This window comes from Thalassotalea sp. G2M2-11 (assembly GCF_017168195.1).
In the GTDB taxonomy this organism is placed as follows: Bacteria; Pseudomonadota; Gammaproteobacteria; order Enterobacterales; family Alteromonadaceae; genus Thalassotalea_E.
The window spans coordinates 97,859-121,173 of record NZ_JADNYL010000003.1; the positions used below are offsets into that span (position 1 = coordinate 97,859).

22 protein-coding genes are annotated in these 23,315 nt (G+C 37.3%); 10 read left to right on the forward strand and 12 right to left on the reverse strand.

Annotation, left to right across the window (positions count from 1 at the left end; all coding sequences use genetic code 11):
• Nucleotides 1–539 precede the first annotated feature (539 nt).
• A complete protein-coding gene (locus IV514_RS11405; protein WP_206485403.1) occupies nt 540–785 on the reverse strand; it encodes a hypothetical protein in 246 nt (81 codons plus the stop codon).
• Nucleotides 786–1,273: 488 nt separating this feature from the next.
• On the opposite strand from IV514_RS11405, the gene IV514_RS11410 reads away from it, so the two are divergent.
• Nucleotides 1,274–2,032, forward strand: a complete 759-nt coding sequence (locus IV514_RS11410; protein ID WP_206485404.1) for a M12 family metallo-peptidase — start codon at nt 1,274–1,276, stop codon at nt 2,030–2,032.
• Nucleotides 2,033–2,511: 479 nt separating this feature from the next.
• Here IV514_RS11410 and IV514_RS11415 read toward each other — a convergent pair whose 3' ends face one another.
• The 3 genes from IV514_RS11415 to IV514_RS11425 all read right to left on the reverse strand — a co-directional run bounded on the left by IV514_RS11415 (nt 2,512) and on the right by IV514_RS11425 (nt 5,197).
• Nucleotides 2,512–3,687: an alpha/beta hydrolase-fold protein gene (locus IV514_RS11415; RefSeq protein ID WP_206485405.1), complete on the reverse strand. Its 1,176-nt coding sequence runs from the start codon at nt 3,685–3,687 to the stop codon at nt 2,512–2,514.
• Nucleotides 3,688–4,231: 544 nt separating this feature from the next.
• Entirely contained in the window at nt 4,232–4,744 is a 513-nt protein-coding gene (locus IV514_RS11420; protein WP_206485406.1) for a zf-TFIIB domain-containing protein, read from the reverse strand.
• Between the two features lie 261 nt (nt 4,745–5,005).
• Complete coding sequence (locus IV514_RS11425; protein WP_206485407.1) at nt 5,006–5,197, reverse strand: DUF4250 domain-containing protein; 192 nt, start codon at nt 5,195–5,197, stop codon at nt 5,006–5,008.
• A gap of 262 nt (nt 5,198–5,459) precedes the next feature.
• Here IV514_RS11425 and IV514_RS11430 point away from each other — a divergent pair, with 262 nt between their 5' ends.
• From IV514_RS11430 to IV514_RS11445, 4 genes are all read left to right on the forward strand, one after another.
• Nucleotides 5,460–6,533 carry a sel1 repeat family protein gene (locus tag IV514_RS11430; protein ID WP_206485408.1) on the forward strand — a complete coding sequence of 358 codons (1,074 nt, stop codon included), beginning with the start codon at nt 5,460–5,462 and terminating at the stop codon, nt 6,531–6,533.
• Nucleotides 6,534–6,659: 126 nt separating this feature from the next.
• Nucleotides 6,660–6,890, forward strand: coding sequence for a glutaredoxin family protein (locus tag IV514_RS11435; protein ID WP_206485409.1), 231 nt, complete (start codon nt 6,660–6,662; stop codon nt 6,888–6,890).
• A gap of 473 nt (nt 6,891–7,363) precedes the next feature.
• Entirely contained in the window at nt 7,364–7,759 is a 396-nt protein-coding gene (locus IV514_RS11440) for a DUF3718 domain-containing protein (RefSeq protein ID WP_206485410.1), read from the forward strand.
• A 491-nt stretch (nt 7,760–8,250) separates the two neighbouring features.
• Complete coding sequence (locus IV514_RS11445; protein WP_206485411.1) at nt 8,251–9,819, forward strand: PAS domain-containing methyl-accepting chemotaxis protein; 1,569 nt, start codon at nt 8,251–8,253, stop codon at nt 9,817–9,819.
• A 141-nt stretch (nt 9,820–9,960) separates the two neighbouring features.
• On the opposite strand, the gene IV514_RS11450 is transcribed toward IV514_RS11445, so the two are convergent.
• The 3 genes from IV514_RS11450 to IV514_RS11460 form a co-directional block, all read right to left on the reverse strand.
• The gene (locus IV514_RS11450) at nt 9,961–10,407 is read right to left on the reverse strand and encodes a VF530 family protein (RefSeq protein WP_206485412.1); all 447 of its coding nucleotides are present in this window, start codon (nt 10,405–10,407) and stop codon (nt 9,961–9,963) included.
• A 118-nt stretch (nt 10,408–10,525) separates the two neighbouring features.
• Complete coding sequence (locus IV514_RS11455) at nt 10,526–11,827, reverse strand: dipeptidase (RefSeq protein ID WP_206485413.1); 1,302 nt, start codon at nt 11,825–11,827, stop codon at nt 10,526–10,528.
• Nucleotides 11,828–12,160: 333 nt separating this feature from the next.
• The gene (locus IV514_RS11460) at nt 12,161–12,640 is read right to left on the reverse strand and encodes a YbaK/EbsC family protein (protein WP_206485414.1); all 480 of its coding nucleotides are present in this window, start codon (nt 12,638–12,640) and stop codon (nt 12,161–12,163) included.
• Between the two features lie 371 nt (nt 12,641–13,011).
• On the opposite strand from IV514_RS11460, the gene IV514_RS11465 reads away from it, so the two are divergent.
• From IV514_RS11465 to IV514_RS11475, 3 genes are all read left to right on the forward strand, one after another.
• Nucleotides 13,012–13,695, forward strand: coding sequence for a transporter substrate-binding domain-containing protein (locus tag IV514_RS11465; protein WP_241242361.1), 684 nt, complete (start codon nt 13,012–13,014; stop codon nt 13,693–13,695).
• A 340-nt stretch (nt 13,696–14,035) separates the two neighbouring features.
• Nucleotides 14,036–14,422, forward strand: coding sequence for a DUF3718 domain-containing protein (locus IV514_RS11470; RefSeq protein ID WP_206485416.1), 387 nt, complete (start codon nt 14,036–14,038; stop codon nt 14,420–14,422).
• Nucleotides 14,423–14,551: 129 nt separating this feature from the next.
• The gene (locus tag IV514_RS11475; protein WP_206485417.1) at nt 14,552–14,815 is read left to right on the forward strand and encodes a DUF2999 family protein; all 264 of its coding nucleotides are present in this window, start codon (nt 14,552–14,554) and stop codon (nt 14,813–14,815) included.
• 153 nt (nt 14,816–14,968) lie between these two features.
• On the opposite strand, the gene IV514_RS11480 is transcribed toward IV514_RS11475, so the two are convergent.
• From IV514_RS11480 to IV514_RS11490, 3 genes are all read right to left on the reverse strand, one after another.
• Entirely contained in the window at nt 14,969–15,208 is a 240-nt protein-coding gene (locus tag IV514_RS11480) for a DUF2789 domain-containing protein (RefSeq protein WP_206485418.1), read from the reverse strand.
• A 395-nt stretch (nt 15,209–15,603) separates the two neighbouring features.
• The gene (locus IV514_RS11485) at nt 15,604–17,649 is read right to left on the reverse strand and encodes a PAS domain-containing sensor histidine kinase (protein WP_206485419.1); all 2,046 of its coding nucleotides are present in this window, start codon (nt 17,647–17,649) and stop codon (nt 15,604–15,606) included.
• A 328-nt stretch (nt 17,650–17,977) separates the two neighbouring features.
• Nucleotides 17,978–19,498 (reverse strand): M4 family metallopeptidase, encoded by a 1,521-nt coding sequence (locus IV514_RS11490; protein WP_241242343.1) that lies wholly within the window; start codon nt 19,496–19,498, stop codon nt 17,978–17,980.
• A gap of 324 nt (nt 19,499–19,822) precedes the next feature.
• Here IV514_RS11490 and IV514_RS11495 point away from each other — a divergent pair, with 324 nt between their 5' ends.
• Together IV514_RS11495 and IV514_RS11500 are read left to right on the forward strand one after the other, a co-directional pair.
• Entirely contained in the window at nt 19,823–20,764 is a 942-nt protein-coding gene (locus tag IV514_RS11495; RefSeq protein ID WP_206485420.1) for a DUF2785 domain-containing protein, read from the forward strand.
• 120 nt (nt 20,765–20,884) lie between these two features.
• A complete protein-coding gene (locus IV514_RS11500) occupies nt 20,885–21,583 on the forward strand; it encodes a hypothetical protein (RefSeq protein ID WP_206485421.1) in 699 nt (232 codons plus the stop codon).
• Here the strand turns inward: IV514_RS11500 and IV514_RS11505 are convergent.
• Both IV514_RS11505 and IV514_RS11510 read right to left on the reverse strand, forming a co-directional pair.
• A complete protein-coding gene (locus IV514_RS11505) occupies nt 21,560–22,144 on the reverse strand; it encodes a uracil-DNA glycosylase family protein (protein WP_206485422.1) in 585 nt (194 codons plus the stop codon). The genes IV514_RS11500 and IV514_RS11505 overlap by 24 nt on opposite strands.
• Before the next feature lie 5 nt (nt 22,145–22,149).
• Nucleotides 22,150–23,199 carry an HD domain-containing phosphohydrolase gene (locus IV514_RS11510; RefSeq protein ID WP_206485423.1) on the reverse strand — a complete coding sequence of 350 codons (1,050 nt, stop codon included), beginning with the start codon at nt 23,197–23,199 and terminating at the stop codon, nt 22,150–22,152.
• Nucleotides 23,200–23,315 lie beyond the last annotated feature (116 nt).

Below are 23,315 nucleotides of genomic sequence, written 5' to 3' on the forward strand. Positions count from 1 at the left end.
GTTTTTCCGATTTATTTAACAATATTTTAGTAACATATTGTCATGGCAGAACTTTATTGTTAATACTGATAATTAATACAGTCATGGTAAAAATAAATGAGGCTAGAGCGTTTGATTGGTTATCATAAAATACTTTTTAGTTTAGTTAATCATTCTTATAATATTGTCGCGGTGGCGACAACACCCAAAGGGAGACTGCCTCCGGCCTCCCTTTGGAATCCCTCGGAGCTGCTGAAAAATGTATTTCTTCTTTCATCACTAATATTCGAGCTAACGTTCAGATAGCACATCCATGTGCTACTTCACTTTGCTGGCGTCCTGCCAGCAATAGCTGATATTGATGATTCATTCAGACATTTTTCAGGAAATCAATGGGGTCAGATCGTTTGATTTGTTCTTGTTAAATACTTTCTAATATTGCTTTATATTTTCATTATATTGTCGAGGGTGCTCGACGGCACCCAGAAAGGGGCAAACGCCGGCCCCTCTCTGGACTCTCCCGGCGCTGCTAGCAAATGTTATATCTGATCTTAAAAACCTTAATATCGACGTATCGGCTCATATGGCACATCCCTGTGCCACAGAGCCTTTGCCATCATCCATGATGGCAATACGTGATTAAGTTTTTTAATTTCAGACATTTGCTCAAGCAGAATAATGCTCCGTTCAAGTTTGGTGATTAGTTTCGTTGTTTCTGGTTTGGTGTTTATTGCGGTTAAGCTATAGAAATGAGTGGGGCTGTTTACACCTGTTCCCATCTCAGCGGTTTGATAATTAACTAGCAAGGGTAGGCCTCGACCCGAGACATGGATGTCGAGGGCTGCCGTTGTTCATGGATGATAAATTGGCAGGTATCGGGGCATACGCTAGTTCATTATCAAAGTCTTCCGCTGATTGGGCGCCACGGGGAGTCCAGAGGGGCATTTGGCGTGTAACGCCCCTCTGGGTGCTGCGGCCACCGCCGCAATGGTGTTAATAGGTTATTTAAATTAGAAAGTATTTATTCTGAAAAATGCTTTTGAACTTGGAGGTTGTTTTTTATGAATGATCAATAATCGAGCTAACGTTCAGATACAAATAAAAACTCTGTTATGGTTCGATACCTTTAATTAAAACTGGTATTGAAGAGATGTGTTCTTATCTAAAAAAAATCAATGGCTTGTGATTATTTCTGGTTAAAAGAGTAGCTTTTTAATATATAACCATGACACGTGATTTTCCTTTTGTTATAGTAAGTTTATTGGACGAAAGTCATAAAATTAAGGGACTAATTATGTATAAATCTGTAGCTCTATCCGTTGCGTTGTTTTTTGCTTCAACGTTTCATCAAGCGTACGCTTCGTTGATCACCCACGAAATTATTTTAGACACCTATCAAGTTTGTTTTGATGGCATTGATTGCTCTGATGTCGATATGATTGAAAATGGTGATTTAGAACAGTATGCTGATGATTTTTTCAGTGTTGTTGGCTTAGATATTGTTTTTGGTGATATTCAAGTGCTCAATTATGCGCGTCCTGAAAACTCTAGCATAGATACTCGTTTTTATGACTATTTCACATTAGCAGGCTATGGGCAAGATCCTACTGGATATACGACAGTTCCTACATTTTTTGAACAATCATTTGACACTTTCTCTTTAGGACTTGGATACTTGGGATATGCCGGAGTATTAGTTAATTCGGTTAGTGATTATGCAGATAATATGGTAACTTTTATACACGAATTAGGGCATAACTTAGGCTTAGATCATTATTTTGATTACGGTATAGGGGCTACAAATAATTTTATGGATTACTCTGCTTGTGCTTATAGTTGCACTATCACAGAAGAGCAAATCTCTTTTGTTCGTACAGGCATTGAGAATAATGCATATAGTTTTGTTCATGAAATAAGTAATGATATCGATCAAGTATCAGTACCTGAGCCTTCCACGCTGTTATTGTTTACCTTTTTAATTTTATTTCTATTAATTTTCCCAAGTGCTAATAACAATATTCCTAACACAACGGATGAGAGCATACTTGTTTAATTTCAATGAACAAAGTGATTGGGTTTCTTTGATGTAAATTGAGTTTACAAATAAGAAGACAGGGTGTTTTTTATACTTTTATTGTAAATTATATTATTTATCTTAGTTATATTGTCTCGGCGGCAACAGCAGCCAAAGGGAGACTACCTCCTGCCTCCCTTTGGAAACCCTCGGAGCTGCAGAAAAATCTAGTTTTTCATTCATCATCAATAATCGAGCTAACGTTCAGATACGCTTAAAGGGTAAATATTTTAGGTTTTCTGAACTTCTCTTCTTGATATTGTCATTGCTGAGATGACTAAGTGGTATAACTATTTAAGGTCATGAGATCAACAAATCTTCGCTAGCCACTTCCTTTATGTATCACCATTATCGTTTAGATTTACTAAAAATTATGGCTCCCAAAAGGAGCCATAATGTAAGATAGAGATATTAAATAATAAAAATAATTAATAAAAACGGCACTACAACGTTAGTTTTTATTTGCCCATCGTAATGCTTTCACTTGCTAAAAGCTTAGCAACTCTTTCTTTGTTCTTTTCAAAAATTACTTTATTTGTGTCATCTGGGGCAGCCATCTTCAATGCTTTTGAATAATTTTTATAAGCCTCATTTAGCTGACCAACTTTCTCTTGCGCATCGGCTAAACTGTCATAAACATTGGCTGAATTCGGGTACAATTCTACGTTATAAGTAAATATTTCTAGCGCATCCTCTAAATTTTTATTCCCTAAAGCGTTGTAACCCAAATTGTTAATCACTCCTTCGGGTATGTTTACATCAAAGCCAAATTTAGAAGAAATGCCTTTGTAGTGAGCTTGAACTGCACTTAAACCTTGGGTGAAAGTTTCACGGGGCATCAGCCAGCCATCCCATACTTGTTTTAGACCAAAATACTGGCTACGCAATACCGTTGAACCATGATCTTCATCATCAAATTCTTTGTTGGCAAATATTAAGCCGTCAACGTTGTTTTCTTTAGCGACGTTAACAAAATTGTTGTAAGGTGTGATCATTCTGTCACCTTCTGCGGCCATGGTGACAAAAAGAGTACGTTCAAGTGATTTTGTATGATTAAAAAATGTCTTAGCATCATCTATTAAGCGTTGTTCGTCCCACCATAAACTTGGGCTGACCGAAATATAAGCATTAAACAATTGTGGTTTTGTTAAAAAGGCGTTTATAGCAAATAACCCGCCGAATGAGTGACCACTGAAGACACGATAAGGCTGAGTGCGATAGTTTTTTTCAATATAAGGGATTAATTCTTGCTCAAAAAATTCTAAAAAATTATCGGCGCCACCACCATTTTGAAATCGCTCATCTTTTGATATTAATATTTTTGGGGTTAAATCACGCGTTCTGTCTGTATTTGCAACACCCACAATGATCATTTGTGGAATACGACCATTGTCGGCGAGAAAGTTCATCGTACCTACTGTATGACTGAAATGACCTGGTCCGTCGGTAAGATAGAGTACTGGAAATCGATTTTTGCTGGTGAGGTAAGCATCAGGCAAATGGATTTGAATACTGCGTTGTTCTTTGAGTATTTCAGATTCAATTTTTATGGTGTTACCGATTGAAATATTGCTATCTACAGCCGCTGCTAGATTTGGTATAGACAATAAAATTATTAGGATTAATCGTTTCATAGTTTGTCGTCCTTTTATCGTTATATTTATTGATTTATAGTTAATTTTTCAATAACTACGATTTTTATCGTAGTTTATTTTTTTTCATATGCCAAGTATGAGTAAAAAATAGAAGATGAGAGAGAACGGTTGCACAGATTACTTTTTAGTTATAATACTGTTAAGAATATCTAGCACTGAAGGTGAGTTCTTGCGCATACAGTGCTCTGTTCATCCCCTGAATACTTTTCTTAATTTCAGCGTTTGTTAAAGCAGAATCTATGCTTCGTTCAAATTCATTTAATTTTTCTTGTTTGTTTCTTCGTATTTGGTTCGATTGAACGTGAGCAGGGCGATTTATGCTTCAGTGAGTTGGGCACCGAGGGAGTTGTTAGAGGGAAACGGTGTTATTTTCCTCTAACGTGCTGCGGATACTGCCGCAATGGCGTTAATAAGTTAACTAAATTAGAAAGTTTTCATTATGAAAAAATGCTTTTTAGTTTGTTGGTTTTTATCTGGTTATTTGTCAAGGGTGCTCGACGGCACCCCGACATAAATGCTATAGCTACAACCCTCTAAAAAATATCCGCTTCACATCGAATTTATTGAGCATTTTTTCCATTAACTCTAGATCAGAGATCCGATCGTCTAACGCTTCCATTTTTAATTCGTGTTTTACTAATTTACTGTCTTGAGCTTTATCTAACCCACCACTAGCGATAAAGTCTCGAATACTTTGCAGCTCTCCTTTATCTAACCAAACACCGCAATGTAGACAAGAATCAATCAGTACCCCTGAAATGAATTTGAAGTTACGACGAGTCATCATCTTTTGGCAGTTAGCGCAGGGTAAGTAGTTTTCAGACCGAGGGAGACCCGGACGTGAGTAATTAGGGTTACTTGCATCATCGCGGTATACATCAAATTCAGAAGTTAACACGGAGAACTCTTCTGGCTGTAACCACAGCCCATCGCATTTGTTGCATTTGTCTAATTCATAATTTCGATATGGATGTATTTCTAATGGAACGTTGCAACGTGGGCAATGTTTATCCTTATCTTCTTGTAATACCTTCATGCCTCCATTGCACATTGGGCAATGAAGCACTTTATTCTTAACTATGTGATGACATGACGTGCATTGTGATTGAATCATTCTATGTCCTTATAACTTTGGGCACTGCCTGTTTTCAATATACTGTAGTGATATGTTCTTTAAAAGACTTAATGTTACGCATAATAAGAGATTAGAGTAATAACAACTGGGCAAGAGGCATCCCGTCAGATTTCACTGTTATTGAAGAAATTCTGTTAACTAATTTTTTTGATCATGCCAATGTTAAATATCCGGCATAAACTGGTTTAACCCTTGTTCATAATGAAAACCAATTTCAGCGAGTCTATTCTCCAGTTGCCGCTCGTTAACATCCATCATCGCAGCTAGGCTATGTAAATTCTGGCACTCATGACGTAACTTATCATTGGCGATACCAAGTAATATGTTGGCATCCATGTGAATGCATTTTGTCATTTCCATTACACACCTCATTAATTAGTCAATTATCTATTTAAGTGTAGTTATTAAGTATAAAAGTGCCAAAAGGTGTGTGGATAGCAAGAAAAATCAACAAGAATAGAGTGTTTGATTTCACCTTCATGGCTTTTTTAAGTTTGTCGATTATAGGGATTTGGCTTGTTTTTGAATAAACTACGAAAATGTTAGTATTTCTACTTGTTTGAAAAACAAACGAATGCTATAAAAATAACTGGAGAAAAAAACAACAGGTTGGCATATGGATTATCGGGAATCGACATTGTGTTTGGGAACAACAAATAAACTCCGTTGTGCGTGTTGTGGAGGGCAAACACATAGTGTTAACTCGATCATCACTTACGGTTATTACTTTCTTGAATACTTACCTATATTTCCTGTGAAGCGTCATACGCAAATCCATTGTTTACAATGTCAAAACATTGCTGAAGTCCCACATAATTCCTCAGATCTAAAGTTAATTTTTTCAAATGTTGCCTTAGCATTTTTTAACAAATTACGCTTGATCAGTACTTTTACCGGCAGCTTCCTGATTATTTTATTTTTGAGCTTTTATTTTTCTGAAGAACAAAAACAACAGCGCCAAAGCCAAACTCATATTGATGCCCCTAAAGTGCATGACTTTTATTATCTTGATTACCAAAAAGCGGCAGGTGACTTTCGACCACAGCACAAATACCGTGTAGCTAAAATTGTTGATATTACCGGGGGGACGGTATCTCTTGTCTATGGTAATTATTTTTACCCGCTAAAGGCTACGCTAAGAAATGGAGTTGGTATAGGGCATACTAGACGTAATGATTATTTTGAGCAAAAACGACATCATTTTTCTTATGCGGAATTAGATAAACTGTTTCAGCATGGCTTCATTTATCGTGTTGTTAGACCTGAGCTTAACCACATCGGCCGAAACATGTCTGCGTACATGATTGATGGCAATGTTGTTAGTAAGCTTGAAATAGTTGGGCAAGCATGGCGTTATGTGCCTGGTAAGCGGCAGAATACCCAGGCAATGGCATTACTCAAGGCTAGTTATATTGACGATAGATTTGAACAGGCTTTCGCATTATTAACACGTTCGGCAAAATTAGGCTACGCAGCCGGACAAACAAACCTAGCTGAACTTTATTTAACAGGCATTGAAGGGACAAGAGATGTCGATTCTGCTGTATATTGGCTGTTTAAAGCCGCATTGCAGGGCTATCAACCCGCTATCGAAAAATATCGTGTGATTTGCCAATTAGAAGAAGCCTGTCAGATAGAAGATTTTTATCAAGCATTAAATGAAGCAGGTACTACGTATACTATTTATTAATGTCATCTTGGCAATAGCAACGCTAACTTATTAGAAAAGGAATCAAGCGCTGTGATCTATTCTGCTTTTGTTACTTAAATAATTTCAGTAAAATAGCAGCCCTTAACCAATCCTAAAAGGTTTCCGATGAAACGCGTTGTTTTATATATTACCGATAAATGCCCACATTGTCGTGAAGCGAAAAAGTACTTAGACGATCATGGCATTCAATACCGATTAACCAATGCAAAGATGCAGCGTGGTAGAAAAGAGCTAGACGCAATCGGTGCTCGTTCTGTACCTGTGCTTAAAATAGGTAATGAGGTGATGATTGGTTGGAATCTCAAAAACTTTAAAAAGTTCTATGGTGAGCATTAGTTAGTTGCTATCAATGTCTCGTTCAACTCAATAAAAGTTTCAGCAATGCGACCCCATGAGTAAGGGGAGTGTCGCAGTCATAAATCTCTCACTTTTTTATTAAATTGGACAAATGTTGCATTTTTCGAGCTAATTATGTCAAATTGTTTCAGTTTTCTTACAAGAAAAATTGCTTACACTTAGTGATAAGTTACAGAATTAGACTTGTCGAAACGCTAAGTGAATCAATTTCATTACTATTTCGTTTTAGTTTTATTTTTCGATCCGGCTGATCGAGAAAATAGTACACAAATCTAGTTTATATTTACTTACAACTCGTGCTTAGCTGGTATCTCCTTTTATTCATTTAACCTGCTACGCTGTTGACAGCAAATGGAATTGCGCAAAGGAAGTGATGAATATGACGCTGCTGTCATGTTTATTGAATGGAAAGAAAAGCAGGATAATTCATAAAGGAATAAAGGAGAGTTAACATGAATATTAATAAAACATTAATATTTGCAACTGTGGCATTAGGTTTTTTATGTACTACAAGCAACGCTCAACAATATCGTTTTGTTGCCCAAGATAATAGTGTAGCGACTAAAGTCTGTGTGTTGATGGGGTCAAACGAAAAATCTAAAGTCAGAAGGCTGATTGAATTTGGCGGCCTTAATAAATATCAAGTAGCTAATAGTTATCGCTGTAATAATTTATCTATGGCCAAGTTTGCCGCTAAATATAATGCGGTTGACACCTTGAATTATATTAATCGCTTTAGTCACTTTACCAATAAAGCGACACCTAGCGTCACTATTCAAGACTTAGCATTGAACCGAACAAATGAGACCGATACACCTGTTGTAGTTTATGTTGCTTCAGTTCGTTAAATAGGTATACCAATGCAATTATCAGTTAGTATTCATTTTATACGCTGATATTTTAAATGCTTATAGGTAATGAAGTGTTTATGTTACCTATAAGCATCTGTTTGGGTGTCAATCTTCAAATCAGCTACGCCAATAACCACCATAATATGTTGTTTTTGCCTTTTGAATAACATTGCTATTTTATTTTTTATTACTTTATTTGTTATTGAGTTAGGTTTAGCACTTTTAATCGTTCAACTAGCACTCGTTAGATTCTTGTTTGTAGTTCAAGAACAGAAGCATTATTCTTAAATCTATTTTGTGATTTATGTCACGGTATCCTATTGTTTTATAAGTTATTTGTTGTCGGAATTGACCAAGATCAACGTCTAAAAAAATTATGGTGTGATAATTAGTTTCCAAAAGGAATGATAGGTTGCCACTTGGGCAGCTTTGATATTCTAACCTCCATAAAAACGAATAGATTCGCTGCTGAGCAAGAGAATAGCCTGATGAAAAAAAATAATAAAGTAACAGGGGTTGAAAGATTATTTACTTCTTCGATGTTGTTGTCCACAACAGATACAAAGGGGAGAGTTACTTATGCAAATCAAGATTTTTGTGAAATAGCTGGTTATGAAAAAGAAGAGTTAGTGGGTCACGGTCATAATATTGTTCGACACCCTGAAATGCCTTCAGCGGCATTCGAAAATTTATGGGATACCATAGCGGCGGGTGAATCTTGGATGGGACCTGTAAAAAACCGCTGTAAAAATGGTGACCATTACTGGGTAAACGCATATGTGACTCCGATTAAAGATGCTAATGGCACTATTTATGAGTATCAGTCGGTACGAACCAAGCCTGAAGCTGAAGTGGTTGATCGGGCTGAAAAAACTTATCAGCAAATAAACCAAGGCAAGTTACCTTTAGCATTAAAATTTACCCAATTTGACATTACTCGATATATACAATTTCTATTGTTCTTTATTTGCTTAATGCTAGTCATAGCCTCAGTGACGTTATCATTACCTATTATATTTTCATTACCAGCCGTTAGTATTGTACTAATAACAACCTTGTTGTTTTTTGGGTGGCGTAAACGATACATTGCGGTGGTTACGCAGGCAGAAAAAGTATTTAATAACCCATTAATGAGCCATGTATATTCGGGCCATCCAGATAAATTAGGACGTATTCAACTGGCAATGACGATGCGACAAGCGGAACTTAACGCTATTATTGGTCGAGTGCGAGATTTGTCTGAACAAGTTAAAAGCTTAGCCGATGACTGTGCGACAAATGGCGAAGATATTTCGCATATGTTAACTGAGCAAAATGATGAGATTGCTCAGGTTGCCACTGCTATGGCACAGATGACGACTACAGTTCAAGAATTAGCGACGTTAGTGACGGAAGCTGCTGATGCATCAGTACAAGGAACTGAGCAAAGTAAAAATGGCTTGTCTGTAGTTGAACAAACGGTTGAGGCAATTGACCAAATGTCAGCACAGTTAAAAAATGTTGATGTGGTTATTCGCCAGCTAGTTGAGGGCAGCGGTGCAATTGAAAAAATTTCAGATGAGATCAATTCGATAGCTGATCAGACTAACTTATTAGCCTTAAATGCAGCGATAGAGGCCGCAAGGGCGGGAGAGCATGGCCGCGGTTTTGCCGTGGTTGCTGAAGAAGTTAGGGCATTGGCACAGCGTACGCAGCAATCAACAGAGGAAATAAAAACGACCTTAGGTAAAATCAATCAAGAGTCTATGACCGCTTTTGATGAAATGCGAAAAGGCGCCGAGCATGCGGAAAACTGTGTTGAATTTGCCAACAATACGGGGGATGCTTTATCTAAGGTGAGTGCAGAAGTTGAGCATATTTCTCAGCTGAATATGCAAATATCTACAGCGGTTGAAGAGCAAAGTGTGGTTACTGAGCAAGTCAGCGGTAATACGAATCGCATTAAAGATATAGCAACTTCGGGAGTCTCTCGAGGGGATGATGCGAAAAAATTAAGTGCAGATTTGCTGACAGAGTTAAATACCCTGCATAGTTTAATTGAACAGTTTAAACATTGATCATTGAAAGAAATAACTTTGTCGTAATTGCTTCGTTATTTTTAGTTATATTGTCGAGGAACTCTGTTAGTTCAGCGACAATATAACTTTATTGAAAAACTGTAAGTAATCAAACTAGCTGCTTTTTTATCAAGATGACAATTATTGTGGCGAATTCTCCCATGGATTCGTCGGTGGTTTTTGCCCTTGGTTTACCGTATTTTTTGGTTTTTTCATTTTTTTATCTTCTCTAAAACTGCCCTTGATAGTTGGCTCAGGAGCGTTTCCTGGAATTAACACTTTAGGTTCTCCAGGTGTTTGATGAGCAGGAATGACTCTTTCCCTCGGTGGGATCTCAAACTGATCATCAGGTGCTTTTGGTAAGTTTTTAAATTCATAGAGGTAAAAACGTTCTATCTTTTCTCGAGCCCAAGCGGTCTTTTTGAAAAACTTAATACTTGATTTCATGCTTGGGTTGTTTTTAAAACAGTTGATGCGAGTGTATTCGGCTAAAATATCCCAACCGTAATGTGAGACTAACTGTTCCAGTAATGTTTCTAGTTTTAAGCCGTGTAATGGATTATTTTCGTATATAGACTTTTCGTTCATGGGGGTGATTTATCATTTTAAATGAAAGTCTAGTATAACGAGTAATCACTTAATTACTGAAACTTTATATAAAAAAAGCCACATAAAGTGGCTTTTTATGGCAGTGAACTACGATGAACTATTGTTGCTGTAGCTTATGAGCGACTTTCTGCACATCATCAAGCACTCTGAGTAAATTGCCGCCCCAAAGTTTTTCAATCTCAGCTTCAGTATAACCTCGCTTAACCAGCTCTAAGGTGACATTGAAGGTTTCGGCTGCATCATTCCAGCCATCGACACCGCCACCACCATCAAAGTCAGAGCTAATACCAACATGGTCAATGCCGATTAATTTCACCATGTAATCAATATGATCAACTAAGTCAGCAACGGATACTTGCTCAATGGTGTCAGCAATTTTAGCAACTTCAGGTTCAGCTATTTCGGCGACTTCTGTCGCTTTTTCCCAATAGTCTTCTCTTTCTTGCGGTGATAATGTTTTTCGCTGCTCAGAGTTAAGCATTTCGTAACCTTTGTCTTTTGCTATTTTACGGTAGATCTTCATTTTGGCGTCAGAAAACGCTTTAGACTTTTCACCGTTAATATAAGAGCGAAAGGCAACGGTTTGCACTACGCCACCATTTTTCTTTAATGCGAGTAGTTCTTCATCGTCAAGGTTGCGGCTGTGATCATTCATTGCTCGGCTTGCCGAATGGGAGGCAATAACAGGGGCTTTTGATAATGCCATCATTTGCATGTTTGCTGCTTTGGACGGATGAGAAATATCGATCATTATTCCCCATTTATTCATTTCTTTGATGACTTCTTTGCCTAAATCACTCAATCCGTTGTGAAGCCAGCTATTATCTTTGTCACCGGTATTGGAATCACTCAACTGGCTATGCCCATTGTGAGCGAGAGACATGTATCGAGCGCCTAAGTCATAGAACTTCTTCACATTGCTGATATCTGTACCGATAGGGTAGCCATTTTCTACTCCTATCATGGCGACTTTTTTACCTTTTTTGATAATGCGTCTTACATCGTCTGAGGAAAGTGCTAGCTCAATTTTATCTGGTGCGATTTCAGTGGTTAAGCGGTGAATAGCGTCGAATTTAGCCATTGCTTGTTTATGGGCTGCAGCATAGCCTTTTTCAGTTAATGGCCCTTGACCGGTATACACAATCAACCAAGAAACATCTAATCCACCTTCATCCATTTTCGGAAGGTTGACTTGGCTCTTTAATCGCATGGTATAGTTTTTATCATGCTGAAAATTGGCAACGCTGAAATCATTATGAGTATCGAGAACGATAACTTTTTCATGAATCGCCTTTGCTTTGGTATGTAAATCTTTTTCGTTGTTTGGTGTAGCGTAAGCAAGCGAAAGTACGCTACTTACTGTGAGAGCGATTACGCTAAATGTTAATTTATTCATCATATTGAATGCGTCTTTTATTATATTAGTTTGTCGAACTAAGGTAATGTATTTAACGCGTTATGCCAATAACTGATGAAATTTAATTGCTGTAATGGGACGAGCTGTGAACTTTACAACATGAACTCATGCTGAAAACTTAAATTGTTATATCTTTATTTTTATCAATAGAGCAATGAGTTAGCGAACTTGATGCGTGAGATAACTCATCACATTCATTAGGAAAAGTAAAAAGTGTCAAAGGTAAAAAGTGTAAAATGTGAAAGGGGGCTTTATCGTTGCCCCCATAAAAATTATCAAACAATTTTCAACATTATAATGCTGCTGGGGTAATTGCTAATGATACACCTCATGGCTAAAACGTGTATGTTTGGCTAACTCCATTAACTGCATAAAGTCTGATTTTTTCAGTTTTATCAGAGATTCATGATCGCCAGCTTCAATGTAAATATGGTCTAACTCATTGAGCTTATCATCAAAAACCACCGACATATTATAAGCTTGACCAATGGGAGGAATGGCGCCAAATTCACAATCGTTAAACATGCTGGCAATTTGCTCCTCTTTTACTAACTGGTAGCTGGCCATCATTTCATCATTGAGTTTTGACAGTGATATCTTGTCACTCGCTGGTAAAACCGCCATTAATTTTCGGCCTTCATGGTCTAGCAAAATAACTGCTTTAGCAATTTGATTCGCTGGTACTTGTGCACTAATAGCACTACCAATAGAGCTATTACTGTGATGATGCGGGATCACATTGTACATCACGTTTTGTTGGTTTAGATAATCATTGAGTCGTGTAGAAATAGTCATTATCCACCTCCATAACTAAGCTATTCACATATTAGTGTAGGCTTTGCTTTATAAATTACGTAGTTTGTGCATCAGTTAAATTAACAACAAGTGTAAAAGAATAGGGACAATGAGTTCGGCATCTATACTGAGTCATTTGACTAAATTCTGTTATCCAGCCCCTAGCAACCACCGCTTTGATTCATTCGTATGGGTTATTAGTGCCTTGTATTTGAGATTTATTAAATTCAAGACTATGGTTAAAAGTACCTAATGAGCTGTTTTTATTATCAAGTTTTATGTTTTTTACTCATTGTGTTCCTGCTATAAATTCGTATTTCTTACTGTTAATACTTTTATTCAGCTCGGCAAATAGTCACGCAACAAAGTTGATGGTTGCGGTCGATTATTATCCGCCATGGACAATTACAGATACTAAGCCTTACCGTGGTATTGATATAGAAATTATTAATAAACTGGCTCAAGAGTTGTCCTTGGAGGTTAGTTATATCAACTGTCCATTCAAACGTTGTTTAGTGATGTTGGCTAACGGGCAAGTAGATTTAATGCCTGGCTTATTCAAAACGGCAGAGCGGGAAAAGTACGCTATTTTTGTTGAACCGGCTTATTTTGAAGACCCACCGAAAGAGTTTTATATTAATCTTGATAAACCTAAGAAAATTGAGCGTTATGAAGACTTGCAGACACTAGTGATAGGTGTGAAGCGAGGCGTAAGCTATTTTGATAAATTTGATCAGGACAAATCGTTAAATAAATTTACTGTGACTGAAGACAGTCAGCTAGTTGAGTTGCTAAAGATTGGTCGTATAGATACTTTTATTAGTAGCCGTTCGTTGGCAGATTACTTAATAAGTAAAGCAAGTGTAGGTCAGCGCATTGTCAGGGCGCCATTTCATTACGGTGATGGTGATGTCTCTTACATGGCCATTTCAAAAAAATCGTTATTTTCAAATAAAGTGGCGATGTTCAGTCAACAGCTTGAAGCAGAAATTAGCAAAGGCGTTTATCACAGAATCGCAGAAAAATATTTTGCTGAACTGTACAGCCAAAAGTAATTGTTAACCAGAAGCAGCTCACCATTCACTGAATGTAACAGTTTATTTCAAATGGAAAGCAACTTAGTGACGTTGTGCATGCTTATCTATTTTGATCCTATCGAAATTGCACAAGTTAATGAGGAATTTACCTTTATTTTACTCTGTGTTTTGTTCTGGATATTGTCATATAACGGTCATCTAGCTCTCATCTGTTCTTACATTTAGTTACCTCGAACCAACTACACTTTGTTATTTAACTATTATGATTGTCACAGGTAAATGGAATTACTTTTGTTGGAATTGAGTGTTCAGATGTTTCCATGTCTGTTTTAAGGATCAGTGTGTTAAGGAGAATAGTATGAAAACGTTCAACCTGTGTACCTTGTTATCAGTGATTGCTGTTGTGTCGGCTTTTAGTATTAATGCTCAGCAATATCGTTTTATTGCCAATGATAACTCGTTTGCTAGCAAGATTTGTGTATTAGTCGGATCAAATGATATTGCTAAATTAAAATTAACCTTCAGGCGCTATGATTTAAATAAACACCATATTGCCAATGACTATAAATGTAATGAATTAGCATTATCGAAGTTTGCGTTTAAATATAACGCAGATCAAACGTTTAAATATATTAATCGGTATAGCCACTATGATAATAAAGTAACGCCGAGTGTCACCATTAGTGATGTGGCGATGAATACACTAACACATCAGCAAGAGCCTATTATTGTTTATATTAATTAGTGTTACTTATGAAGTGAGTGATAAATGTTGTTCTCAAGGAAGAGACAACAGTGAAATAATGTAAAAAGTACTTTTTCATCGTGATAAAGCTTTTATAATAGCGCTATTATTAATGAAAGATGTACTTATATGAATCCTATTATTCAATTATTAGCAGATGCCAATATTGGTGAGCAGCAAACAAAAGAAATTTTTCAGGCATTAACCGAAAACCCATTAGCAGCAATGACAACTATTGGGCAATTAGGTATTGCACCAGAGAAACTGCAAGCGGTTATGATGCAAGTGATGACAGAGCCTTCGTTGATTAAAGACGCTGTTGATGAGCTAGGTTTAGATTTTTCAGCAGTTGAACAGGCAAAAGCACAAGTTGCACAAAATCAAAGTGAATAAAAAGCAATTCAGTCAATAATTGATCAATTTTTTTGTGAAATATGACTAAAGCATGCAGTTATTGCATGCTTTAGTCTCTGAACAGTAACTTTGCTAACCTTGATAGCTGTCGCCATAGATAATTTTTATTTATGATATAAAATCAGTATTTGATCAATCTTCCTCTCTTAATAAGGCATCTAAAGTATCGACGACTTCTGCCCAGTCGGAGTCATCTTGTAATGCTTCTGTGATAAAGGCAGATTGGGATTCATTCCAAAAGTTAGCATTGGCTAAAGACACGTCTGCTGGAATACCGCGATGTTTTCGAATAAATGTTTTGATAGCTTGTGCTTCGCTATCTAAGCCTATTTGGGAAAATAAGCAAGCTAGCGTATGTGACGAACGATCCATAAGGTTTTCCTTCGATTGAGCAGGTTATATAGCTTAGTATAGCTAGTTTATCTCACTTAGCTTAACGTTAAATATTAAAGGTTCTCTAGGGTGTGTTGATCTTTCAAGTTTGTTTTTGCAGCAGTTTGTTGGAAATTTTTACAAGGCAATGCTTTTGATATTTGTTCCACATAATAAAGCACTAAAGATTTTATGCTCCTGCAAAATCACCTTACCCCACATCCATGTGGGGCAAACAAACGCTGCCTGAAAGGTTCGGTTAAAAGCGTTTTACTCTTTGTTGTGAGGAGATTTGCTTAGATGACTAAGCGTCATTCCTCACGCCGCGATTAAAACGTTTTTATTTCGAACAAAAATCAAACAGCAAAGATCAACACACCCTAATATTAAAACCGTTAATAATTCAGGGCTTTTTGCACACTCTTATATAATGACTTTGCACTATAGGGTTTAGTTAACAATTGCTCTTGAAGATGTTTCACTTGTTCATCGACAAGATCTTCATCGGTGTAGCCACTTGCCAGTAATATTTTCACCTCTGGATGCTTTTCTTGTACTATTTTGGCTAATTCATAGCCATTGACTTCGGGCATGATCACATCTGAGATCATAAGGTCTATCTGTTCACTATCAAGTATGCTGAGTGCTTGTTGGTAACCATCAGCACTTAGCGTTGTGTAACCTTTGATACTGAGTAATTCGACACAAAGGTTGCGGATTTGTTGCTCATCATCGACAACGAGAATTGTCTCATTACCTCCTAGCTTTTCTCTCTGTTTTGATTTCGTTCGTACTTGATTGAGCTCTTCGATGTCAGTGCGCGGAAAATATATCGTGATGGTACAGCCCTGATCCGGCGCTGTTTCGATGGTGATACCACCTTTTGAACGTTTCACAAATGAAAATACTTGCGATAGTCCTAAACCGCTACCATCTTTACCTTTAGTTGAAAAAAAGGGGTCAAATACTTTACTTGCAACTTGTTTGGACATGCCAATGCCATTGTCGTTAAAGCGCAATTGGACATAGTCTCCTGCTTTTATATCGAGCGTCTCAGCTTCTTTTTCATCGATAGATAAGTTGGTCGTTGTGATGGTGATTTTCCCCGTTGTTTGCTTTTTTTGAATAGCGTGCAGGGCATTAATACTGAGGTTGAGAATCGCATCATTAAAGTCATTGGCATCTAGATTGGTGAGCCATAAATCTTCGGCTAAGTTGCAGGTTAAATTAATTTGAACGGTGAGTGTTTTTTGTAAGACATCGCGTTCATCTTCTATTAGTTGATTGATATTAACTTTGGCGGCACTGATTGATTCTGTTCGAGTAAAGGCTAATAATTTACTGATCAACTGCGTACCTCTGATCCCAGCATCTTGGATTTTTTTTACATAATTGAGAAGCTTAGGTTGGTCTTTCACCGCAATCGTAAGTAATTCCGTATAACCCAGTATAATGGCAAGCAGGTTATTTTGATCATGTGCGATCCCTCCTGTTAAGGTGCCTAGAGCTTCCATTTTTTGACTACGACGTAATAATTCTTGTTGGAGTTCTTGATCAGTTACGTCGTGAATGAGTGAGGCAATGCCGGTTATTTTACCATTTTCATTGATAATAGGAGTGTTATACCAATTACACTTTATCATTCTTCCCCATTTATCGTGGCAAACATGAGAACTTTGTGAACTATAATGTTGAGAAAAAAGTGAAGCGTAAAAATCATCGGCTTTGTCATGCTCTGAGTTTGACAGAATGAGCTCAGTAATAGGTTGTCCTATAATTTCGTCAGCATGATAACCAAATATATTCTCTGCCGCTTTATTCCATTCAACGCATTGTAATGAGCTATCCCACGTTATACAGCCTAAAGGTGTATTCTGTAAGTGCATCGCTAATTTATTTTTACTCTCGGTTAATTCATTGACTTTTTGCTCAAGGGTTTTATTTAATTGCTCTAAGGTTTTCTGTTGATCTTGTTTTTCTATTTCGGCGCCAATGTGCCCAGAAAATAGCTCAAATAATGTCGTGATCGTTTCTGCTTGGGTGATTTTTTTTGTATGTAAGGCAACAATAATACCAATGAGTTGACTTGCAGAGTTATAAAGAGGGACACCGATATAACCTTCAATCTTCATATCTATCAATAACTGATCATTGGGGTATAACTTACAAATATCACTGGTATATACACAGACATCATTACCAGTTACTTTGGCGCAAGGGGTATGCTCTAATTTGTATTGAAAATTATCAGCAAAACTGCCGTTAGCTAATAATGCTATGGTAGTTGCTGTTTCATTATCAAGATCGACTTTGGCAATAAAGAGGTAGTCGGAATTGGCTAATTTATTAATTTCTAACAATATAGAGTTAAAGAAGTTATCTTGATAACTTGCGTGTAAGTTTTTGATTATTTGAGGGAGTGCCTGTGCTAATTCAACCATATAGTTAATTGGAATCCTTTAACTAATCATTTCATTTTAGTGATTAACTTATTTATAGAGTGTAGTCATTAAATAGTAATGTTACACATTTAACGCTAAGTTAAAATAATAAGCTGCTAAAAGCGATAGGGGCGTAAGCTCAACTTTTGAAAATTGAACGAATTTTTTAATAATTGCTTATTTACCGCAACGTTTGAATGCCTTGAACGAAAATAAGGCCAGAGGTAGGGCTCGACAAAGGAATATGTCTTTAATGGTATGTAAAAAAAGACCAGCAAAGCTGGTCTTTTGGGGTTATCACTGTTTCATTAACAATGATGGTTTGGGATTATTGACAGCTTACGCCAACTGAAGAGAAGGCAGCTGCTACGTCGCTTACACTATAACCTAAGTCTGCAGCAGCAGATTCTACGCCACAAGCACCTGAGTTAAATGTTGCATTCGCTGTCCAGTACAAATCATTCGCACGTAGCATAACTTCAAACGCGGTTCTTGTTGACCAGCCGTTAGTGGTGGCTAATAAGTAAAATGCTTTGTTATAAACACCTGAGCTGTAATGTACGTCTAAGCCAGAAGTCATGTCAGCTGCGTGGTCAATTGAACGACCATCACGTGTTGGGTTATCCATGTAACGTAAAGCACCATTACTCTTGAATATTTGCTCACCAACCATCCAGTCATTTTGACCGTGCATGAAGTTCTCAGCCGCTTCGCCAGCCATATCTGAGAATGCTTCGTTCATGCCGCCTGACTCACCGCTATAAACTAAACCAGAACGTTGTTCAGTCACACCGTGGCTCACTTCGTGAGCAGAAACATCTAAGCTAACCAGTGGGTAGAATGTTGATGCGCCGTCACCAAATGACATCGCTTGACCATCCCAAAATGCATTTTCATAGTTACGACCGTAGTGAACACGCATTTCAAGTTTTTGTGATAATGGTGTTACGCCATACCAGTTGTTATACATGTCAAAAATAACATTACCAAACGCTTGTGCGTCGTTCATTGGTGCATAAGCGCCATTGGTTAGGTCATAACCAGTATCGCCACAAGAAACAATTGCTGTGCTACCGCGGCGAGTACTGTTACCCATATTTGTAGTGACAACATTTGGGCTATCTAAATAACAACTAGTGCCATCAGTTGATGCGATTAAGTTAGCATAGTCAGCACCGTAAGCATATTCACCTGTTTTTTCGTTACCGCCAGGGCCAGTTAAGGTTGTTGGTGATGTTGAACCACCATTACCACCGCCAGGCTTACCTTTACCTGATTTACCGTGGTTGATGCCTTCCCATGATAATAAAACGTCACCAGAGTTTGCATCAATAAAAGCCATTGGACGGCTTGGTGTTTCGCTATCGCTTACTAAATATTCAACGCGATAAACTAAGTGTGCTTTACTGTCGTTATCAACATAGATAGCTAAATCAGTTTTAGAATTTTCAATATTGTTGTGACCGAGCATCTGCTTTAATTTGCCTAATGCTTTACCGTGTAACATGCCTGGCGTTACAGAACTAAGGTCATCAGCAATGCTTACCATTAAGTTACCTTGTAAGCCTGTGTTACGACCTGCATTATCTTGTTCCAATACGATGCTTTGACCAAATACAGGAACACCTTTATAAAACATTTGTGCTTTAGTTTTGTTATTCCCTTTAACAGTTGCAAATGATTTGCCCATTTTAAAGCTATAATCATCATTCAATTGCATGACTTGATTGATTGACTTACCGTTCATGTTGCTGTGATTTGCACTAACTTGGTTGGCAGCCATTGCTGCACTTGATGCCCCAAATGCTAATAAAGTAGCAACTGATAATTTGGTTAATTTAGTCATCATTTTTAAACCTCTATTGATAATTATTTTATTATTCTCTGACATATAGAGAAGGTATAGCGTTTTAAGTAACGCTATATTTATTAGGCTTCACTCTTACGGTGATTCCCTAATAAATACGTGGCTTTAGTTTTATCGGTTAATCGATAACGCTGATAGCAATAAAGCGACAATTATTAATAAAATAACGACATTATGTGATAGCTGATGAATAAATATTAATTAGGCTTATCTTATTAAATGTTTATAAATCAGTATTTTGTATTTGTTTTGCTGTTGTTTTAATTTAGTGTTAACTTTTGGGAGAAAAAATAACAGGAGTTAAATGTGTTGAATCGTGTTTTATTATGGTTGCTCGTTATTTGTACGGTTTTGAGTAGCCAACATAGTGTTGCACAACAGGTAATAAATGCGAGCGAGGTGAGTGCTCAGTGTTTATCGCCTAAATGGCAAAAGCGTCAATTGATGCAATTAAAAGCAAACAGTTTTCAACCTTTGAAGCTTGCACAAAAACAACAACTAATGATGCAATTGTTAAATTGTTTGGCGCACCCTGATCCTGAGCTTAGGGACGGCATTGCTTTTACAGCAATTAGCCAATGGCTGAGAAATGAACAATTTGATCGGCAAGTATATTTAAGCATGTTTGAACATTTACTCTCGGTACTCAGTGCACAAGTGATAGATGAATATAATGTTTATCAATCTTTTGTGGCATTGATGCTGTCGGAAGTTGTTCGAGTTGATCGACTGACTCCTTATTTAACTGAGCAGCAAAGACAACAGCTGGTAGATGTCATCAGTTCGTATTATACATCAATACGTGATTATAGAGGTTTTGATCGGCAGATAGGTTGGCGTCATGGCGTAGCTCATAGTGCAGATGTCATGTTGCAATTGGCGCTTAATCAAGCGGTGAACCAAACATTGTTATCTCAGATGTTAACGACACTCAAACAACAAGTCATTGCGAGCAATGAACATTTTTATATTTATGGTGAATCTAAACGCATTGCCATGGCGGTTGTTTATATTCTTTTAAGGGATGTCCATTCAATAAGCCAATGGCAAACATGGGTGAATGATATCAGTTCGCCAGCGCCTTTTGCTCAATGGAATGAGGTGTATCAAAGTCAACAGGGACTAGCTAAGCTGCACAATACGCAACAATTTCTTTATGCTATTTATAGTTTAATAAAGCCAAGTGACAATAAACGATTACAAGCGTTAGTACCAACAATTGAGCAGGCGATTAAGTTAGTACGTTAACCCGATATATTCACCGTATGCATCATTAGTGACAAATGTGACTGTTTTGATCTGTATTAAGACAGAGAACACTCGCAACAGTTATGCTTTGCACTGTGAATAATTTATATGGCAAAGAATGTGAAGGTATCGTTAAAAAGGCAAGTATTCAGTTATAGTGGTCTATGGTTAGCGACAGGCGTTATTTTTGCTATTGCTGAGTATATTCGGGTTTTATTAGCCAGTTATGAAATGAACTCAATGTTTGTGTCATTTTGTGCCGGCTTTATTCTGTTTATTCCCTTGGTAAGCTTGCTATTGCATCCTGTTATTTTAGTGGCACCAGAGAATCGCGTGTTGCGTACTAAATCAAGTCTGTTGGCTAATATTGGCATTGTCTTTGTTGTACAAGTATTGTTTTTTCTTATTTGGATCACCGATGCTATTGCAATGTATAGCATTTATGTCGATCAAACCTCATTTCTCGCAAAAGCATTTAATATTACCAGTGAAAATACCGCTAATTTAAGCACAGAGTTTTTTGTCTTTAATTTGTTTCTTGCATGGTTTTTTGCGCTGTTATCCTTAGTGATAGGGCTATTGCCATGTTTAATTGCACGGCTGAAAAATCAGGGTGTCGTAGGAAACTTTATGGCGAGTTTTTCGTATGCAAAACAGTATAAAAAGCGCTTTAGTGGCTATTCATTATTGATAGCTGCATCGGTAATTTTACCGCTGTTGTATGTTAAATGGTTGTTTATTTTTAGTTTTCCTGTGGTATTAGCTCTAGTGATTGTGCAACTGGGTAAGCAATATTTACAAACGGCACTTATGAGCTAGTATCCGTTGAACTTGTTGTTGCAGCTGAGGAAGTACCTGTTGTTCAAACCAGACATTCTTTTTTAGCCAGCGGTTATTTCTGGGGCTAGGGTGTGGTAGCACTAATAATTGTTGTTGCAATAACGTTTGCCATTGTTGAGCTAATTCGGTGATGGATGCTTTACTGTCAAGATGCCAGTCAATAGCATATTTACCAAGCACAAGTGTTAACTGTACATTGGGAAGCTGTGCTAACAACTTTTTTCGCCATGTTTGAGCGCATAAGGGAATGGGAGCTCGGTCTCCATATTGATCTTTTCCTGGATAGCAGAACCCCATAGGGACAATGGCAAAATGCTTATCGTTATAAAATTGCTGCTTGTTAATACCTAGCCACTGACGTAATCGTTCACCACTTTTATCATCAAAAGGCATGCCTTTTTCATGGGTCACCTTACCAGGCGCTTGACCAGCGATTAAAATTTTACTGTGGCTACTAGCTTGTAGTATGGGTTTTGGTGAGAGCGGAAGCTCATTTATACATAATGTACACTGGCGAACTTGGTTAAGAAGTTTATCCACTTAAATCAATCGGCTAAAGATTTTCTGATGGTATGAATTTCTGCGATATTGTTGAAAAAAATCTCAACTAACTTAGGGTCAAAGGCAATGCCTGATTGTTCTTTTATATGTGCGTGTACTTTTTCATCTGGCCAGGCTTCTTTGTATGGCCTTTTCGAACATAAAGCATCATAAACGTCAGCTAATGCGGTAATACGCCCCTCAATAGGAATTGATTCTCCCTTTAATTGGTTAGGGTAGCCGCTACCATCCCAACATTCGTGGTGACTTAACGCAATAGATTTCGCCATTTGAAGTAAAGGAGAGTCGTGATTGCTCAGTATAGTGTCAGCATGATCTGCGTGTTGTTTGATGATCTGTCGCTCATCATCATTGAGTCTGGCAGGCTTTAGTAAAATATTATCGGGAATGCCGATCTTTCCTATGTCGTGTAAGGGTGATGTCAGCTCGATCATTTCAACTATCTTGTAAGGTAAGCCATATTCTCTGGCTAACAATTTGGCATATTGCCCAACTCTTAATACGTGTTTACCCGTATCGTTATCTTTTAATTCACCAGCAGCAGCAAGGCTGTTTAATAGGCTTTTAATAGCATCATTTAGTTGTTCGGTGCGTTGTGCGACTTTCTGCTCGAGAATAACTTGGCTATTTTCATGCTGATAGTAGCTAGCTCTTATTTTCAAGAGAATTGAAGCCCTTAAGATAACTTCAATTTGATCAAATGGTTTATTTAAAAAATCATTGGCACCATTTAACAGTGCTTTATTTCGTGTTTCAACGGCATCATTAGCGGTGATGATTAAAATCGGTAATTGATCTTCTTGGTAGGTTTTTCTTATGTCACTCATGACCTCAAAGCCATTGATATGTGGCATTTCAATATCTAAGATCACTAAGTCTATGGTATGTTTTTCTAATACGGACTGTACTTTTCTAGGATCAGTGATAGCAATCACTTTTGCGTTAAGTTCATTTTCTATCAGTTCCTTTAATATAAGGGTGTTAGTGATAGAATCATCACAAACCAATATTTTGGCGGTATGCGTGTTGTCCATGAAAAGACCTTTCTAACTGCTTAATAAATTGATCAGTTAACTCTTAAAGAGCTGAACCTAGAACCTGATAGAAAGTATAGGTGAAATTTTTTAACTGCGATAATTTTTTATCTTAA

What these genes read in the sequence shown, in the direction of transcription:
- IV514_RS11430 (WP_206485408.1), top strand. Translation starts at nt 5,460, where the DNA reads ATGGATTATCGGGAATCGACATTGTGTTTGGGAACAACAAATAAACTC.
- IV514_RS11425 (WP_206485407.1), bottom strand. Translation starts at nt 5,197, where the DNA reads ATGACAAAATGCATTCACATGGATGCCAACATATTACTTGGTATCGCC.
- IV514_RS11460 (WP_206485414.1), bottom strand. Translation starts at nt 12,640, where the DNA reads ATGACTATTTCTACACGACTCAATGATTATCTAAACCAACAAAACGTG.
- IV514_RS11415 (WP_206485405.1), bottom strand. Translation starts at nt 3,687, where the DNA reads ATGAAACGATTAATCCTAATAATTTTATTGTCTATACCAAATCTAGCA.
- IV514_RS11440 (WP_206485410.1), top strand. Translation starts at nt 7,364, where the DNA reads ATGAATATTAATAAAACATTAATATTTGCAACTGTGGCATTAGGTTTT.
- IV514_RS11450 (WP_206485412.1), bottom strand. Translation starts at nt 10,407, where the DNA reads ATGAACGAAAAGTCTATATACGAAAATAATCCATTACACGGCTTAAAA.
- IV514_RS11480 (WP_206485418.1), bottom strand. Translation starts at nt 15,208, where the DNA reads ATGGATCGTTCGTCACATACGCTAGCTTGCTTATTTTCCCAAATAGGC.
- IV514_RS11470 (WP_206485416.1), top strand. Translation starts at nt 14,036, where the DNA reads ATGAAAACGTTCAACCTGTGTACCTTGTTATCAGTGATTGCTGTTGTG.
- IV514_RS11445 (WP_206485411.1), top strand. Translation starts at nt 8,251, where the DNA reads ATGAAAAAAAATAATAAAGTAACAGGGGTTGAAAGATTATTTACTTCT.
- IV514_RS11435 (WP_206485409.1), top strand. Translation starts at nt 6,660, where the DNA reads ATGAAACGCGTTGTTTTATATATTACCGATAAATGCCCACATTGTCGT.
- IV514_RS11410 (WP_206485404.1), top strand. Translation starts at nt 1,274, where the DNA reads ATGTATAAATCTGTAGCTCTATCCGTTGCGTTGTTTTTTGCTTCAACG.
- IV514_RS11420 (WP_206485406.1), bottom strand. Translation starts at nt 4,744, where the DNA reads ATGAAGGTATTACAAGAAGATAAGGATAAACATTGCCCACGTTGCAAC.
- IV514_RS11490 (WP_241242343.1), bottom strand. Translation starts at nt 19,498, where the DNA reads ATGATGACTAAATTAACCAAATTATCAGTTGCTACTTTATTAGCATTT.
- IV514_RS11475 (WP_206485417.1), top strand. Translation starts at nt 14,552, where the DNA reads ATGAATCCTATTATTCAATTATTAGCAGATGCCAATATTGGTGAGCAG.
- IV514_RS11465 (WP_241242361.1), top strand. Translation starts at nt 13,012, where the DNA reads ATGGTTGCGGTCGATTATTATCCGCCATGGACAATTACAGATACTAAG.
- IV514_RS11485 (WP_206485419.1), bottom strand. Translation starts at nt 17,649, where the DNA reads ATGGTTGAATTAGCACAGGCACTCCCTCAAATAATCAAAAACTTACAC.
- IV514_RS11510 (WP_206485423.1), bottom strand. Translation starts at nt 23,199, where the DNA reads ATGGACAACACGCATACCGCCAAAATATTGGTTTGTGATGATTCTATC.
- IV514_RS11455 (WP_206485413.1), bottom strand. Translation starts at nt 11,827, where the DNA reads ATGATGAATAAATTAACATTTAGCGTAATCGCTCTCACAGTAAGTAGC.